Source organism: Pseudomonas parafulva NBRC 16636 = DSM 17004 (genome assembly GCF_000730645.1).
Taxonomy (GTDB): Bacteria; Pseudomonadota; Gammaproteobacteria; order Pseudomonadales; family Pseudomonadaceae; genus Aquipseudomonas; species Aquipseudomonas parafulva.
This window is the reverse complement of sequence record NZ_BBIU01000043.1, coordinates 34,641-49,483: the sequence shown is the minus strand read 5'-3', so window position 1 is coordinate 49,483 and position 14,843 is coordinate 34,641. Positions and strand designations below refer to the sequence as shown.

10 protein-coding genes are annotated in these 14,843 nt (G+C 62.8%); 5 read left to right on the top strand and 5 right to left on the bottom strand.

From position 1 onward, the window contains the following. Positions 1-165 precede the first annotated feature (165 nt). A complete protein-coding gene (locus PPA02S_RS21600; RefSeq protein ID WP_028635388.1) occupies positions 166-1,080 on the bottom strand; it encodes a LysR family transcriptional regulator in 915 nt (304 codons plus the stop codon). 192 nt (positions 1,081-1,272) lie between these two features. On the opposite strand from PPA02S_RS21600, the gene PPA02S_RS21595 reads away from it, so the two are divergent. The 4 genes from PPA02S_RS21595 to gabT all read left to right on the top strand — a co-directional run bounded on the left by PPA02S_RS21595 (position 1,273) and on the right by gabT (position 8,431). Then, positions 1,273-3,609: a TonB-dependent receptor gene (locus PPA02S_RS21595; protein ID WP_028635387.1), complete on the top strand. Its 2,337-nt coding sequence runs from the start codon at positions 1,273-1,275 to the stop codon at positions 3,607-3,609. Between the two features lie 17 nt (positions 3,610-3,626). Further along, complete coding sequence (locus PPA02S_RS21590; RefSeq protein ID WP_028635386.1) at positions 3,627-5,303, top strand: aryl-sulfate sulfotransferase; 1,677 nt, start codon at positions 3,627-3,629, stop codon at positions 5,301-5,303. Between the two features lie 224 nt (positions 5,304-5,527). Beyond that, positions 5,528-6,970 carry an NADP-dependent succinate-semialdehyde dehydrogenase gene (gene gabD / locus PPA02S_RS21585; protein ID WP_028635385.1) on the top strand — a complete coding sequence of 481 codons (1,443 nt, stop codon included), beginning with the start codon at positions 5,528-5,530 and terminating at the stop codon, positions 6,968-6,970. A 183-nt stretch (positions 6,971-7,153) separates the two neighbouring features. Then, positions 7,154-8,431, top strand: a complete 1,278-nt coding sequence (gene gabT, locus PPA02S_RS21580) for a 4-aminobutyrate--2-oxoglutarate transaminase (RefSeq protein WP_028635384.1) — start codon at positions 7,154-7,156, stop codon at positions 8,429-8,431. Positions 8,432-8,689: 258 nt separating this feature from the next. Here the strand turns inward: gabT and PPA02S_RS21575 are convergent, their stop codons facing one another. Both PPA02S_RS21575 and desA read right to left on the bottom strand, forming a co-directional pair. After that, on the bottom strand, positions 8,690-9,676 hold the full coding sequence (locus PPA02S_RS21575) for a GGDEF domain-containing protein (protein ID WP_042141864.1): 987 nt from the start codon (positions 9,674-9,676) through the stop codon (positions 8,690-8,692). Positions 9,677-9,807: 131 nt separating this feature from the next. After that, positions 9,808-10,992 carry a delta-9 fatty acid desaturase DesA gene (gene desA / locus PPA02S_RS21570; RefSeq protein WP_028635382.1) on the bottom strand — a complete coding sequence of 395 codons (1,185 nt, stop codon included), beginning with the start codon at positions 10,990-10,992 and terminating at the stop codon, positions 9,808-9,810. 184 nt (positions 10,993-11,176) lie between these two features. On the opposite strand from desA, the gene dibA reads away from it, so the two are divergent. Then, positions 11,177-13,072 carry a phosphodiesterase DibA gene (dibA, locus tag PPA02S_RS21565; RefSeq protein ID WP_028635381.1) on the top strand — a complete coding sequence of 632 codons (1,896 nt, stop codon included), beginning with the start codon at positions 11,177-11,179 and terminating at the stop codon, positions 13,070-13,072. A gap of 26 nt (positions 13,073-13,098) precedes the next feature. On the opposite strand, the gene PPA02S_RS21560 is transcribed toward dibA, so the two are convergent. Continuing rightward, complete coding sequence (locus tag PPA02S_RS21560) at positions 13,099-13,743, bottom strand: methionine ABC transporter permease (protein ID WP_028635380.1); 645 nt, start codon at positions 13,741-13,743, stop codon at positions 13,099-13,101. After that, positions 13,733-14,842 (bottom strand): methionine ABC transporter ATP-binding protein, encoded by a 1,110-nt coding sequence (locus PPA02S_RS21555; protein ID WP_028635379.1) that lies wholly within the window; start codon positions 14,840-14,842, stop codon positions 13,733-13,735. The genes PPA02S_RS21560 and PPA02S_RS21555 overlap by 11 nt, the downstream gene beginning before the upstream one ends. Position 14,843 lies beyond the last annotated feature (1 nt).

The following is a 14,843-nucleotide window of genomic DNA, read 5'->3' as shown; positions in this document are numbered from 1 at the left end:
TAATTTTGAGATTTTTGAGATTGTTGTGGAAGACAGTTGCTCCCACAAGGTGGACTGCGCCAGCGTTCAGGTTTTGTGAAAACAGTTGCTCCCACAATGATTGCGACAGCTGTCAGATTTGTGCAGACCAGTGGCTCCCAGGTTATCCATGGGCTGGGCCGTTTCTCAGGCTTCCCTATCACAGGCAATCAACTGCCTGACCAGCCCCTGCGCCAACGGCGATAACCCATACCCCACCCGGCTCACTACCCCATAACGGGTATGGCAGGCCTCACGCTGCTCTTGCGTCAGGTCGGCCAGTTCCAGCTTCACCAGGCTCTCTTCATGTTGATAGGGCAGCAAATTGGCATTGCAGGCGATGCCGATGGTGTCCGAGTGCATCACCACGTTCAGCAATGCGTACCCATGCTCGCACTCCACCGACGGCAGAAAGTCTTGCCGGCCGCTGAGATCGCTGAGGATCTTGCGGATATTCGGCGGGCGAAAGGTGGTGGCCATCGGGTAATCGAACAGGTCCCGCGCCTGCACACGCTGTTGCCTGGCCAGCGGGTGCCCGGCGCGGCAGCAGAAATGCCAGCGCTGGGGTGCCAGCCTGTGCACCTGGTAATCCGGGTCTGATTCGAACTGGCGGGTGTCGGCCACGAAGAACTCGATTTCCTCGGCGACCAGCTTGCGGTTCAGTGCCTGCCAGTTATCCACCTGAAAGCACGTGCGCGCGGCAGGGTAATCGGCCACGAACCGTGCCACCGCCCGCGGCACCAGGCCCCCTGCCGGCGCAGGCCCCGAGCCGAAGCGCACCACGCCGGTCGTGGCGCCGTTGAACTGTTGAATTTCATTGACCAGGTTGTGCGCGCCATGCACCAGCCGGCGCGAGTGTTCCAGCACCAGCAGCCCCTGGCGCGTAGGGGGCAAGTCCTTGCTGGCGCGGTCCACAAGGCGGCAACCCACATTGTGCTCCAGCGTCTGGATGCTGCGGCTGAAGGCTGACTGCGACAGGTTCACTGCCGCAGCCGCCGCCACGAAACTGCGGTGTTCAACCAAGGCGATGAAGTGGCGTAGCTGACGCAGATCGATATGCATTTTCTACATTGAAACCTTCGGCCGAATGCAATTGATGACAAGGGTCTGTCCCCTTATAAAGGGACTCTCTTATTCCACATAATATGTTTTAACAATATTTATATCTCTTAAAAGAATATAAGCCCCCATTCCCGCGATTCGGTTCCGCCAACGGAAATGCTCGCCCAGGGCCAAGCCTCAAGGAGCATCTGCATGTCCGGACACACCCGAAAGCCATCGCGCGCCTCACGTTTCACCCTGCAGCCGCTTGCGGCCGGTGTTCTGCTGGCGGCCTCCGTGCCCAGCTTCGCCGAAGAAGTAGGGCCTGTTGCCCCTGCTGTGGAGCAGGAAGCCAAGCTGGGCACCGTCACGGTCAACGCCCGGCGGCGTGAAGAAACCGCGCAGAGCGTGCCTACGCCCATCAGCGTGCTGGGCAGTGAAGCCCTGGAAACCCAACGTGTTTATCGCGTGCAGGATCTGCAACAACTGGTACCCAGTACCAACGTGGCGTACGTGCATGCCCGCCAGTCGAGCATTTCCATACGCGGGCTTGGCAACAACCCCGCCAGCGACGGCCTGGAGGGCAGCGTTGGCATCTACCTGGACAACGTCTACCTGGGCCGCCCGGGCATGGCGGTGTTCGACCTGCTGGACGTGGAGCAACTTGAGGTGCTGCGGGGCCCGCAAGGCACGCTTTTCGGCAAGAACACCACCGCCGGTGTGCTCAACGTGACCACCCGCAAACCTACCTTCCACCGTGAAGGCAGTATCCAGCAGTCCATTGGTGAAGACGGATATCGGCAGACCCAGGGCAGTTTCTCGGGCCCGCTCAGTGACACCCTGGCCGGGCGCATCAGTGCTTATCGCACCGAAGACGACGGCTACGTGAAAAACGTGCACAACGGCGACACGCTCAATGGCGGCAAACGCCAGGGCTTTCGCACGCAGCTGTTGTTCAAGCCCAGTGATAATTTCAACCTGCGCTGGATCGGGGAGTACAACGAAGAGGATTCCGACAACGGCATCCTGAGCCTCTACAGCACCGGGCCGACCATCAACGGCATCAACCGCTACCAGAGCCTGGCTGCCCAGGCTGGCGCGACGTTGGTATCGGGCAAGGACCGCAAGGTCAACTTCGATGCCGACCAACAAGTCACCGTGTTCCAGGGAGGGACCTCGGTGGAAGCCAACTGGACCCTGCCCAACGACTTCACCCTGACCTCCATCACCGCCTACCGCTGGTGGGATTTTACCCCGCGCAACGATGACGGCCTGAATGTGCCGGTGTTCTACAGTGCCGGTGTAGCGGTGCGCGACAAGCAGTACTCGCAGGAAATCCGCCTGGCATCCCCGACCGGCGGCGCTTTCGATTATGTACTGGGCGCTTACTACTTCAAGCAGGACTTGGACAACAAGTCGTTCACCTATTACGGCCCACAGGCTGATATCTGGAACCAGACCCCAACAGGTGCGCTGGCCAACGTCGACACCCTGGGTAACGGCCACATCGATACCGACAGCTACGCGCTGTTCGCCCAAGGCACCTGGCATGTCACCGACCGCCTGGACTTCACCGCCGGCGTACGCGGCACCTATGAAGAAAAGAGTGCCTGGGTTACCCGCAATGCGCCCAGTGGCGGCGCTGTGGTCAGCGGCGCTGCCGCAGCTGCGCGTCAGGGCCGCGCAGGTGCGTACGATTCGGGCGACCTCAACCAGTACAGCTTCAGCCCCTCTGGCCTCCTAGGCCTCAGCTATCGCTTCAACGAGCAGTTGCTGGGTTACGCCACCCTTACCCACGGCGAGAAGTCGGGCGGGGTCAACCTCACCGTCGGCGCGGCCCCCCGCTTGGGTACTGGCTCGCTGCTGGTGGGCACCGAGCGGGTCAACAATGCCGAGTTGGGCCTGAAAAGCAGCTTGTTCGACAACCGCCTGCAGCTCAATACCAACCTGTTCTGGGCCGAAGTGCATGGCTACCAGGCCAACGTCTACGACCAGGTCAACCGCGTGCAGTACCTGGCCAATGCCGGGCGCGTGCGCTCGCGCGGGCTCGAATTCGAGGCCACGGCGTTGCCGGTGCGGGGGCTAACGGTCAACTTCAACGGTTCGTGGAACGACGTGCGCTACACCGAGTACAAGGACGCACCGTGCCCGCCGGAGGTCAGCCTGGCCAGTGCCAATGCCACCTGCGACCTGTCTGGCCATCAGGTGGTCGGCGCCTCCAAGTACATCGCCAACCTCAATGCCCAATACAAATGGCAGGCCACCGAACGGGTCGAGCCTTACGTCACCGCCAGCTACGCCTTCCGCTCGAAGGCCGTGGGCACCATCGACGACTCTGATTTTGGCCAGATCCCCAGCTATGCACTGGTCAACCTGTCTGCCGGCGTGCGCTTGGACCAGGGCGATGGCGTGGTCGACCTGTCGCTTTGGGTAAAGAACGCTGGCGACAAGACCTACTTCACCAGCCTCTGGAACTCCGCCAACGGCGGTTATGCCGGTGCGCTCGGTACCCCGCGTACCTTCGGCGCCACTGCCCGTTACGACTTCTGAGCACAAGGAGCTTTGCCATGAACGCCAAGACAGAAACACCCGTATTGCCTGAAGGCGCGTGCCTGACCGCGAAAGTGCCACAGCCCGACGAAGCGTTGCTGGGCGATGTGGTGGTCAACCCTTACCGGCTGGCGCCGCTCACCGCGATCATCCGTGACGGCGGCCGCAGCCTCGGTGCTGCCCATGTACGTGTGCTGGGCCGGGGTGAGCGCGGGGTGGACATCGCCTATGAGGTGTCCGACCGTTCGTTGTGGACCTACGGGGGGATTCCGGTTTTCGGGTTGTACCCCGACCATGTCAACCAGGTGGAAGTGACCTACAAGCTCGATGGCCAGCGCATGCGTGAGCAGTACCAGATCTACGCGCCGGCTGTGCGCCTGCCGGTGGTTGCCAGGCAGACGGCCGCCTTGCCGGAGGTGGAACCGGTGCAGGTGGCGCCCGGGTTTGAGAAACGCCTGTACCTGTTCAACCACTTGCTCGGGGACATCCCGGGCGGGCGTGCTTTCAAGTGGAATGGCCTGGGCGGCGCCGCCGAATGGGACCAGGTGGGCAACAACTGGATCGCCGATACCAACGGCGACGTGCGCTGGTACCTGGACATCGAGCAGATTCACGACTCCAACCGTCGCGATGGCCTGGGGGGCACCATGGGCTTCCAGCAAACCCGCGATGGCAAGCTGATTTGGGGGCAGGGGCAAACCTACTCCAAGTACGACTTGCTGGGGCGGCGGATCTGGCAGCGCAGCCTGCCCGACAAGTTCGCAGACTTCTCCCATGAAATCCGCGAGACCAGCAACGGGACCTACCTGCTGCGCGTAGGCACCAGCGACTACCGTCGCCCGGACGGCAAGCGTGTACGCTCCATTCGCGACCACATCATCGAAGTGAACGAGGCCGGCGATGTGCTGGAGTTCTGGGACCTCAACCAGATCCTCGACCCGTACCGTGGCGACCTGCTGGAAACACTGGGCAAAGCGGCCATCCAGTTGCCCCCGGGCGTCAGCCGGCAGGGCGACCGGCTGGCGAACGAGCTGGCGGAAGGGGATCTGCCGTTTGGCGATACCCCGGGGGTGGGCACCGGGCGTAACTGGGCGCACGTCAATGCCATCGATTACGATGCCGATGACGACAGCATCATCGTTTCAGCCCGTCACCAGGGGGTGGTGAAGATTGGCCGTGACAAGCAGGTGAAGTGGATCCTCGCCTCGCCACAGGGCTGGCCCGAGCGCCTGCGGCACAAGGTGCTCACGCCGGTGCACAGCGACAGCTTCGACTGGTCATGGACCCAGCACACAGCCTGGCTGACCGGCAAAGGCACGCTGACCGTGTTCGACAACGGCTGGGGCCGGGGCTTTGCACCCACTCGGTTGACCGGGAACTACAGCCGCGCGGTGGAATACCGCATCGACGAGGCCAAAGGCCTGGTGGAGCAAGTGTGGGAGTACGGCAAGGCGCGCGGCGACGAGTGGTACAGCCCGGTGACCTCCGTGGTGGCTTATAGAGCGGACACCGACACCCAGTTCATCTATTCGGCGTCGGTGAACTTCCTGACACCGCAAAAGCTGACCACAACCGTGCTCAACGAGGTCCGGCGGGGCACCCAGGAGGTGCTGGTTGAGCTGAAGGTGCACAGCAGGCAGCCCGGCAGCGTTGGCTACCGGGCGCTGGTGATCGACCTCGACAAGGCATTCTGATTTTCTGCCTGTACCGGCCCTGTGAGGGCCGGCTTGCCTGCCGCAGGGCCATCTGCCCCAGCCCACATTCATGAAACATCCACTCGGGTGTTCAACCACTCGTTCTTTTTTTCGAACAGCCTATTGTCCAACACCCCAGCAGACGCTTAGCATTCGTTTGAGATTTCAAACGCTCGATGCCCTGCGTTGGGCGCTTTCAACAATCAACAATTCGGGAAGCCGACATGCAGCTCAAAGACGCTCAGTTGTTCCGCCAGCAAGCCTTCATCAACGGTGAGTGGCTGGATGCGGACAGCGGCCAGACCATCAATGTGACCAACCCGGCCACAGGTGAAGTCATCGGTACCGTGCCGAAGATGGGCACTGCGGAAACCCGCCGCGCCATCGAAGCCGCCGACAAGGCCCTGCCGGCCTGGCGTGCACTGACCGCCAAGGAGCGCTCGGCCAAGCTGCGTCGCTGGTTCGAACTGATGATCGAGAACCAGGACGACCTGGCTCGCCTGATGACCACCGAGCAAGGCAAACCCCTGGCCGAAGCCAAGGGCGAAATTGCCTACGCCGCATCGTTCATCGAATGGTTCGCCGAAGAAGCCAAGCGCGTCTATGGCGACACCATCCCGGGCCACCAGCCAGACAAGCGCCTGATCGTCATCAAGCAGCCAATCGGCGTTACCGCCGCCATCACCCCGTGGAACTTCCCGGCTGCCATGATCACCCGTAAAGCCGGCCCGGCCCTGGCTGCTGGCTGCACCATGGTGCTCAAGCCTGCCTCGCAGACCCCTTACTCGGCACTGGCCCTGGTCGAGCTGGCCAACCGTGCCGGCATCCCGGCTGGCGTGCTCAGCGTCGTTACCGGCAGCGCCGGTGAAGTGGGCGGCGAGCTGACCGGCAACTCCCTGGTGCGCAAGCTCTCCTTCACCGGCTCGACCGAAATCGGTCGCCAGTTGATGGAAGAGTGCGCCAAGGACATCAAGAAGGTTTCCCTGGAGCTGGGTGGCAACGCCCCGTTCATCGTGTTCGACGACGCCGACCTGGACAAGGCGGTCGAGGGCGCGATCATCTCCAAGTACCGCAACAACGGCCAGACCTGCGTCTGCGCCAACCGCATCTATGTGCAAGAAGGCGTGTACGACGCGTTCGCCCAGAAGCTGGCCGCAGCAGTTGCCAAGCTGAAGATCGGTAACGGCCTGGAAGAAGGCACCACCACCGGCCCGCTGATCGATGGCAAGGCCGTGGCCAAGGTTCAGGAACACATCGAAGACGCCGTAGGCAAAGGCGCCAAGGTGTTGTCCGGTGGCAAGCTGATCGAAGGCAACTTCTTCGAGCCGACCATCCTGGTGGATGTGCCGAAAAATGCGGCCGTGGCCAAGGAAGAAACCTTCGGCCCGCTGGCCCCGCTGTTCCGCTTCAAGGACGAGGCCGAAGTCATCGCCATGTCCAACGACACCGAGTTCGGCCTGGCGTCGTACTTCTATGCCCGTGACATGAGCCGTGTGTTCCGTGTCGCCGAAGCGCTGGAGTACGGCATGGTGGGTATCAACACCGGCCTGATCTCCAACGAAGTGGCGCCATTCGGCGGCATCAAGGCTTCGGGCCTGGGCCGCGAAGGCTCCAAGTACGGTATCGAGGACTACCTCGAAATCAAGTACCTGTGCATCAGCATCTGATCGCACGCTAAAGGCTTTACCTCTGCCAGCGGGGCGCGAGAGCGACGTCTCGCTGGCCTTTTTTACAGCGCAGTACCTGGTGGCCAGGGCGTTCGCGGCGGTCGATCAACGAATACTGACCGTGGGCACTCCCAGCCACCCCCGAATAAAAGCGCCATTCCAGACCGGCGCAATGAGGGCATTATGAGCAAGACCAACGAATCCTTGATGCAACGTCGTGTCGCCGCTGTTCCACGTGGTGTCGGCCAGATTCACCCGATCTTCGTTGAATCGGCAAAGAACTCCACCGTTATCGACGTTGAAGGCCGCGAACTGATCGACTTCGCTGGCGGCATCGCCGTACTGAACACCGGCCACCTGCACCCCAAAGTGGTTGCGGCCGTGCAAGAGCAGCTGACCAAGGTCAGCCACACCTGCTTCCAGGTGCTGGCGTACGAACCCTACGTGGAGTTGTGCGAGAAGATCAACAAGCTGGTACCGGGTGACTTCGACAAGAAGACCCTGCTGGTTTCCACCGGCTCCGAGGCCGTTGAAAACGCCGTCAAGATCGCCCGTGCAGCCACCGGCCGTGCTGGCGTCATCGCCTTCACCGGCGGCTACCACGGCCGTACCATGATGACCCTGGGCCTGACCGGCAAGGTCGTACCGTACTCCGCAGGCATGGGCCTGATGCCAGGCGGCGTGTTCCGTGCGCTGTTCCCGAGCGAACTGCACGGTGTCAGCGTTGACGACGCCATTGCTTCGGTCGAGCGCATCTTCAAGAACGATGCCGAGCCACGCGATATCGCGGCCATCATCCTTGAGCCAGTACAAGGTGAAGGCGGCTTCCTGCCAGCGCCTAAAGAGCTGATGAAGCGTCTGCGTGCCCTGTGCGACCAGCACGGCATTCTGCTGATCGCTGACGAAGTGCAGACTGGCGCCGGCCGTACCGGTACCTTCTTCGCCATGGAGCAAATGGGCGTTGCGCCTGACCTGACCACCTTCGCCAAATCCATCGCTGGCGGCTTCCCGCTGGCAGGTGTGTGCGGCAAGGCCGAGTACATGGATGCAATTGCCCCCGGTGGCCTGGGTGGCACCTACGCCGGCTCGCCGATCGCCTGTGCCGCTGCACTGGCCGTTATCGACGTGTTCGAAGAAGAAAAACTGCTGGACCGCAGCAAAGCCGTTGGCGAGCGCCTCACTGCCGGCCTGCGTGAAATCCAGCAGAAGCACCCGATCATCGGTGACGTACGTGGCCTGGGTTCGATGATTGCTGTGGAAGTGTTCGAGAAGGGTACCCACACCCCGAACGCCGCTGCCGTTGCCCAGGTTGTGGCCAAGGCCCGTGACAAGGGCCTGATCCTGCTGTCGTGCGGCACCTACGGCAACGTCCTGCGTATCCTGGTTCCGCTGACCGCCGAAGACGCACTGCTGGACAAAGGCCTGGCCATCATCGAAGAGTGCTTCGCCGAACTGGCGTGATCTTACGCTGATAGTGGGGCCGCTCTGCGGCCCATCGGCGGCGAGCCGCTCCTGTGGAACTGCATATAACCTGTTGAGTTAGCAGTCACCTGTGGGAGCGGCTTCAGCCGCGAACACCGGCGAAGCCGGTGCCCTGCACCGCGCTGTCTGCTTCGCGGGTAAACCCGCTCCCACAGTGATTGGGCCAACTCTCAGATTTTGTGCGTGACAGTCCCCTCCACAGGGACGGCTCGGCGGCCCCTGCTATTCACGCGACGCTTACCCGTGGACGATCTGGTTCTTGCCCTGGCGCTTGGCCTGGTACATCGCGGCATCTGCCCGTGCGTACAGGCTGTCGAGGGTGTCGTCTTCGGCAGTCAAACCGGTCAGGCCCTGGCTGATGGTTACGCCGTACGGGCGCTCTGACTGGCCGAAATTCAGCCGCTGTATCTCCCGCTGAAGCCGTTCGGCAATCTGCTCCGCCACCTTGGCCGTACAGCCAGGGAACACCGCCGCAAATTCCTCGCCACCAATCCGCCCGAACAGGTCGCCCCTGCGCAGCACCGCCTTGCCGCTGTCGGCGATGCGTTGCAGCACCTGGTCTCCCTCCTGGTGGCCGTAGCTGTCGTTGATCGCCTTGAAGTCGTCGATATCCAGCAACAGGAAGGTCAGCGGCGCCTCGTCCTCACGGGCCTTGTCGAAGGCCTGTTTGGCGCACTCGAAGAAGTGCCGGCGGTTGCTGCTTTGGGTGAGTACGTCGGTGGTGGCCAGGCGCTGCAGTTCGCCTTCCAGGCGCTTCTTTTCGGTGATGTCCTCGGCGATACCCACGATGATCACCCGGTCACTGTCGCGCTGCTGATTGACGTAGCACTTGTCGCTAAGCCAGCGCACCTCACCTTCGGCGTTCAGAATGCGGTACTCCCGGTCTTCCACCGAGCCTTTGAGCAACACCTGGGCAAGGCTGCGTTCGGCGAACTCCAGGTCGTCAGGGTAGATGCTGTCCCGCCATTCATTGAAGTCGGCCATTACCAGGCTAACCGGGCGGCCAAAGATGCGCTCGTAGGCAGGGCTGACGTACAGCACCTGGCGGGTCTCCCAGTCGAATGCCCACAACACTGCGTTCACGCTGTTGAGCAGCGTACTGAACAGCTGCTCGCGCTCGCTCAGGCGCGCGACTTCGCCTTGGGCGTGGAGCAGAGCCAGCAATGTCTTGGCGGCGTCAGGGGGAGGGGTACCGGGCAGAATCGTGGGTATGTTCTTGGCCATGGGCACGGAGCGCGTCTCGACGGGTAAAGGTGCGGCCACCTTCCGGCCGATGTGGGCAGTTCGAGTCGAAACAGGCGGGCTAAGTTCCTGAACGGCACGCCCCAAAAAGGGGCGCGCCGATCAACGGAACATCAGGCGGCAGTAGGCCGCAGGGAGTAGGTCTTCAGTTGCGCGGCGAACTCGCGCAGGGCATGGATGCCGCTGGTTTCCGCTTCGTGCACCCAGTCTTTCATGGCTGCCAGCATGTCATGGCCATTGGCGCTGGTGCGGGCCCATATCTGCTGAAGCGCCAGGCGCTTTTCATAGATGGTCTTGAGCGCCTGACTGTGGGCCAGCATGGACTCGATGCGCACGTGATGGCGGTCTTCCAGCAAGCTGGTTTCCCGCGACAGCAGGCGTTTGGCACGGCGGAAGTGGTGGCTGACGGACGCATCCACGCGCGCCAGTTCCTGCTTCACCAGGGGGCCGATGACCAGCTTGCGATACTGGGCCATGATCTGGAAGCGGTTGTTGAGGATGGCCATGGCAGTGTCCATGTCCAGGCTGGCTTTGCCCGCCACCCGGTGGGCGATGGGTGCCACCCGCTGGACCTTGGCCAGGCGCAGCAGGCAGAACAGGCGAATCCATGCCCAGCCCATGTCGAACTCCCAGCGCCGCACCGACAGCTTGGCCGAGTTGGGGTAGGTGTGGTGGTTGTTGTGCAGCTCTTCGCCGCCGATCACGATGCCCCAGGGCACCAGGTTGGTGGCGGCGTCGCGGCATTCGAAATTGCGATAGCCCACTGCATGGCCAAGGCCGTTGACCACGCCGGCGGCCCAGAAGGGGATCCACATCATCTGCACCGCCCAGATGGTGATACCCGCCGTGCCGAACAGCAGCAGGTCGATCACCGCCATCAGCGCGATGCCACCGAGTTTGTAGCGCGAATAGACGTTGCGCTCCAGCCAGTCATCCGGGCAGTTCTTGCCGTAGATGCGCAAGGTGTCGGGGTTGCGCGCCTCTTCACGGTAAAGCTCGGCGCCCTTGCGCAGTACCGTCCCCAAACCCTTGTACACCGGGCTGTGCGGGTCGTCCGGGGTTTCGCACTTGGCGTGGTGCTTGCGGTGGACGGCGGTCCATTCGCGGGTGTTCTGCGCCGTGGTCAGCCACAGCCAGAAACGGAAGAAATGCTTGAGCCCGGCGTTGAGCTCCAGTGCCCGGTGCGCCGAGTAGCGATGCAGGTAGACCGTGACGCTGACAATGGTCACATGGGTCATCAACAAAGTGATGCCGACCAGTTGCCAGGCCGACAAGTCGAGCAGGCCGTTGTACCACATAAATGCAAATACCCTCGAAATGCAGGGGGAAGGGCCGATTATCCCTTGGCGGGGAAATAAAACCAGTCGCAGCTGACCACGTGATGTTTCAGGCGATCTTTGCGCGGCGCGCCGTGCAGCGGTCGCACAGCGCAGCAGAACCTTTATAATCCCCCATCCTTTTGCATGGGCAATTCCACCCGACATGTCTGTTTCCGTTCGCGACGCCTTGCGCATGGCTGCGCTGTATGTGGTGCTCTCGATCCTCTGGCTGGTACTGGCCGAGGTGATGCTGCACGGCATGACTGACGACCCCCTGGCCCGTACCGTAGGGCGGCAGATCAACCTGGTGGTCTGGGTACTGCTCAGTGCGTTGCTGATCTATGTGTCACGCGTAAGGTTGCTGAACTTCATCGGCGTCGGTGCGCGCTTGCGCGGCGAGGACCGGGAACGCCTGCGCATGGCCGCCGCCGTGTTCGACAGCACGCTCGAAGGGGTATTGGTCACCGACCGCAAAGGCCTGATCGTGCACGTCAACCGCGCCTTCATGCGTATCACCGGTTACCGGCAGGACGAGGTGATCGGCCAGCGCCCGAGCAAGTTCAAGTCGGGGCGCCATGGCCCGGACTTCTACAAGCACATCTATGCCACCCTCTCCGAGAAGGGCGAGTGGAGCGGCGAGATCTGGAACCGGCGCAAGAGCGGCGAAATCTACCCGCAGTGGCAGACCATCTGCGCGATCCGCGACGACGACGGCGAGCTCAGCCATTACGTCGCGGTGTTCAGCGACATCAGCGCGATCAAGCATTCCGAGCAGGAGCTGGCCTACCTGGCCCACCACGACCCGCTCACCGACCTGCCCAACCGCCTGCTGTTCACCGACCGCGTGCAGCAGGCGCTGGTGGCGGCGCAAGCAAAAAAGCGCGGCTGTGCACTGTTGCTGCTGGACCTCGACCACTTCCAGAGCATCAATGATGGCCTGGGCCATACCATCGGCGATCAGTTGCTGAAGCTGGTGGGTGATCGCCTGGGCGAGGTGGTGGTGAGCGGCGTGACCCTGGCGCGCCTGGGCGGTGACGAATTCGGCGTGCTGGCCGAGCATTGCCAGGACCTGGGCCAGGCCGGCAAGCTGGCCCAGGGCATCATCGACCGCATGCGTGAGCCATTCGTGTTCGAGGGCCACCGGCTGTTCATCAGCGTCAGTGCCGGCATCAGCCTGTTCCCCAGTGACGCCCTGAGTGCCGAGCAGTTGCTGCGCAACGCCGACTCGGCCCTGTACAAGGCCAAGAGCAATGGCCGAGCCTGTTATGCGCTGTACACCGAGGAACTGACCGCCCACGCCCAGCAGCGGGTGGAAACGGCAGGGGAGCTGCGGCGGGCGCTGGAGCACGATGAACTGCGGGTGTACTACCAGCCCGTGCACGACCTGGCGACCGGTAGCCAGGTGGGTGTAGAAGCCCTGGTGCGTTGGGAGCACCCGCAACGGGGGCTGGTACCACCGGTAGAATTCATCCCCATCGCCGAACGCACCGGGCTGATTGCCGAGATAGATGCCTGGGTACTGCGCAATGCCTGCCGGCAGATGGTGCGCTGGCAGCAGGAAGGCCGCCCGCTGGCCTTCGTGGCAGTGAATATCTCAAGCCGCCTGTTTGGCCAGCGTGAGCTGTACCGGCAGGTAGCCGACGTGTTGCACGACACGGGCCTTTCGCCTGCACTGCTGGAGCTGGAAGTCACCGAAAGCGCCGTGATGGAAGACCCCGAAGTGGCGCTGGAGCAATTGCATCGCCTGCGTGAGCTGGGGGTGGCACTGGCCATCGATGACTTCGGCACCGGCTACTCGTCGCTGCTGCGGCTCAAGCGGATGCCGGTACAGAAACTCAAGATCGACCAGGGCTTTGTCGCAGGCTTGCCGTTCGACGAGGACGATGTGGCCATCGTGCGGGTGATCATTGCCCTGGCGCGCAGCATGGGCATGCAGGTGCATGCCGAAGGCATCGAGCAGCCGGAGCAGGCCAGCCTGCTGCTGCAGGAGCAATGTCAGTTAGGCCAGGGTTACTGGTTCGGGCGGCCAGTCGCGGCGCAGGATTTGCGCTGGGGCTGAGTGTGCCGGGTTGGCCCGGCACCTTTTCAACGCTTGTTCAGCCCGCGCGCCAGCCGGTCCCCGCCCAGCTGGATCAACGCCACCAGCGCCACCAGCATGGCGATCACGGTCAGCATGATCTGGCTGTCGAAGCGCTGGTAGCCATACCGGTAGGCGATGTCCCCCAGCCCTCCGGCGCCGATGGCACCCGCCATGGCCGATGAGTTGATCAGGGTAACCAGGGTGATGGTGAAGCCCCCCACGATGCCCGGCAGCGCTTCGGGCAACAGTACGTGCCAGACGATGTGCCAACGTCGGCAACCCATGGCCTGCGCCGCTTCTACTAGGCCGTGGTCCACTTCCCGCAGGCTCACCTCGGCAATGCGTGCAAAAAACGGCGTGGCGGCGATGGTCAGTGGCACTACTGCGGCCCATACGCCATAGGTGGTACCAACCACCATACGGGTGAAGGGAATAAGCGCGACCATCAGGATCAGGAACGGGATGGACCGGAACAGGTTGACGAACGCCCCCAGCACGCGGTTCAGCGTGGGGGCCGCGAAGATGCCGCCTTTGTCGCTGGTGACCAGCAATACTGCCATCGGCACACCGGCCAGCAGGGCGATCAGCGATGACACACCCACCATCAACAAGGTATCGAGCAAGCCCTGCAGCAAGCGATCAAACCACATAACCCAGCACCTCCACATCTTCGGCCCAGCGACGGGCGCGTTCCAGTAACGGGCCAGTCGCGTGCGGCGAATGCTGCACCGACACGATCAACTGCCCCAGGGCATGCTCACCGATGGCTTGTACCCCGCCTTGCAGCAACCGCACGCTGCCGCCCAACGTGTTGAACAATGCAGTCAGGTCCGGTTCGCCCGGCACCGTCAGCTTCAGCACCACGGCGCTGTCCCGGCTCGCCGGGCTGGCTTGCAGGCGGCCCGTCAACGCGTCTGGCAACCTGGGTTGCAACGGTGCCAGCAACGTACGCGTCACGGCATGGCGTGCCGCACCGAACACCCGCCAGACTTCGCCCTGTTCCACCACCTGGCCGCGGTCCAGCACCACGACCTGGTGGCAGATGTCGCGGATCACCGCCATTTCATGGGTGATCAGGACGATGGTCAGGCCCAGGCGCCGGTTGATGTCGCGCAGCAGCTCAAGAATGGATGCGGTGGTTTCCGGGTCCAGTGCGGAAGTGGCTTCATCGCACAGCAATATGCGTGGGTCGTGCACCAGTGCCCGGGCGATACCTACCCGTTGCTTCTGGCCCCCCGACAGCTGCGCCGGGTACACCTGGTGCTTTTCCTCAAGGCCTACCAGTTGCAACAGGGCGCGCACCTTGCGCTGGCGCTCGGCCTTGGCCACGCCGGCCACCTTCAGCGGCAACTCCACGTTCTGCCACACCGTCTTGGCCGACATCAGGTTGAAGTGTTGGAAGATCATGCCAATGCTGCGGCGCAGGTTCACCAGTTGGTCCTCGTCGAACCCGCCAATGTCCACCTGGTCCACCAGCACCCGGCCATGGCTGGGCTGCTCAAGGCGGTTGATGGTGCGCAGCAGCGAGGACTTGCCGGCACCGCTGCGGCCAATGATGCCGAAGATTTCACCACGGCGGATGTTCAGGTCGATGCCTTGCAGGGCGGGCTGCGCCTGGCCCGGGTAGGTCTTGCCCAGGCCTATGAAGCGCACGTGGGCGTCATTCACGTTCGGGCGGAGGGTCAGCGGCTCGGCCTGCAGCGGCAGGGGCGCCGCACCTGGCACCTTCAGTGCGCTGGTCTGGCTCATG

What these genes read in the sequence shown, in the direction of transcription:
- gabD (WP_028635385.1), top strand. Translation starts at nt 5,528, where the DNA reads ATGCAGCTCAAAGACGCTCAGTTGTTCCGCCAGCAAGCCTTCATCAAC.
- PPA02S_RS21590 (WP_028635386.1), top strand. Translation starts at nt 3,627, where the DNA reads ATGAACGCCAAGACAGAAACACCCGTATTGCCTGAAGGCGCGTGCCTG.
- PPA02S_RS21600 (WP_028635388.1), bottom strand. Translation starts at nt 1,080, where the DNA reads ATGCATATCGATCTGCGTCAGCTACGCCACTTCATCGCCTTGGTTGAA.
- PPA02S_RS21560 (WP_028635380.1), bottom strand. Translation starts at nt 13,743, where the DNA reads ATGTGGTTTGATCGCTTGCTGCAGGGCTTGCTCGATACCTTGTTGATG.
- dibA (WP_028635381.1), top strand. Translation starts at nt 11,177, where the DNA reads ATGTCTGTTTCCGTTCGCGACGCCTTGCGCATGGCTGCGCTGTATGTG.
- PPA02S_RS21595 (WP_028635387.1), top strand. Translation starts at nt 1,273, where the DNA reads ATGTCCGGACACACCCGAAAGCCATCGCGCGCCTCACGTTTCACCCTG.
- PPA02S_RS21575 (WP_042141864.1), bottom strand. Translation starts at nt 9,676, where the DNA reads ATGGCCAAGAACATACCCACGATTCTGCCCGGTACCCCTCCCCCTGAC.
- desA (WP_028635382.1), bottom strand. Translation starts at nt 10,992, where the DNA reads ATGTGGTACAACGGCCTGCTCGACTTGTCGGCCTGGCAACTGGTCGGC.
- gabT (WP_028635384.1), top strand. Translation starts at nt 7,154, where the DNA reads ATGAGCAAGACCAACGAATCCTTGATGCAACGTCGTGTCGCCGCTGTT.
- PPA02S_RS21555 (WP_028635379.1), bottom strand. Translation starts at nt 14,842, where the DNA reads ATGAGCCAGACCAGCGCACTGAAGGTGCCAGGTGCGGCGCCCCTGCCG.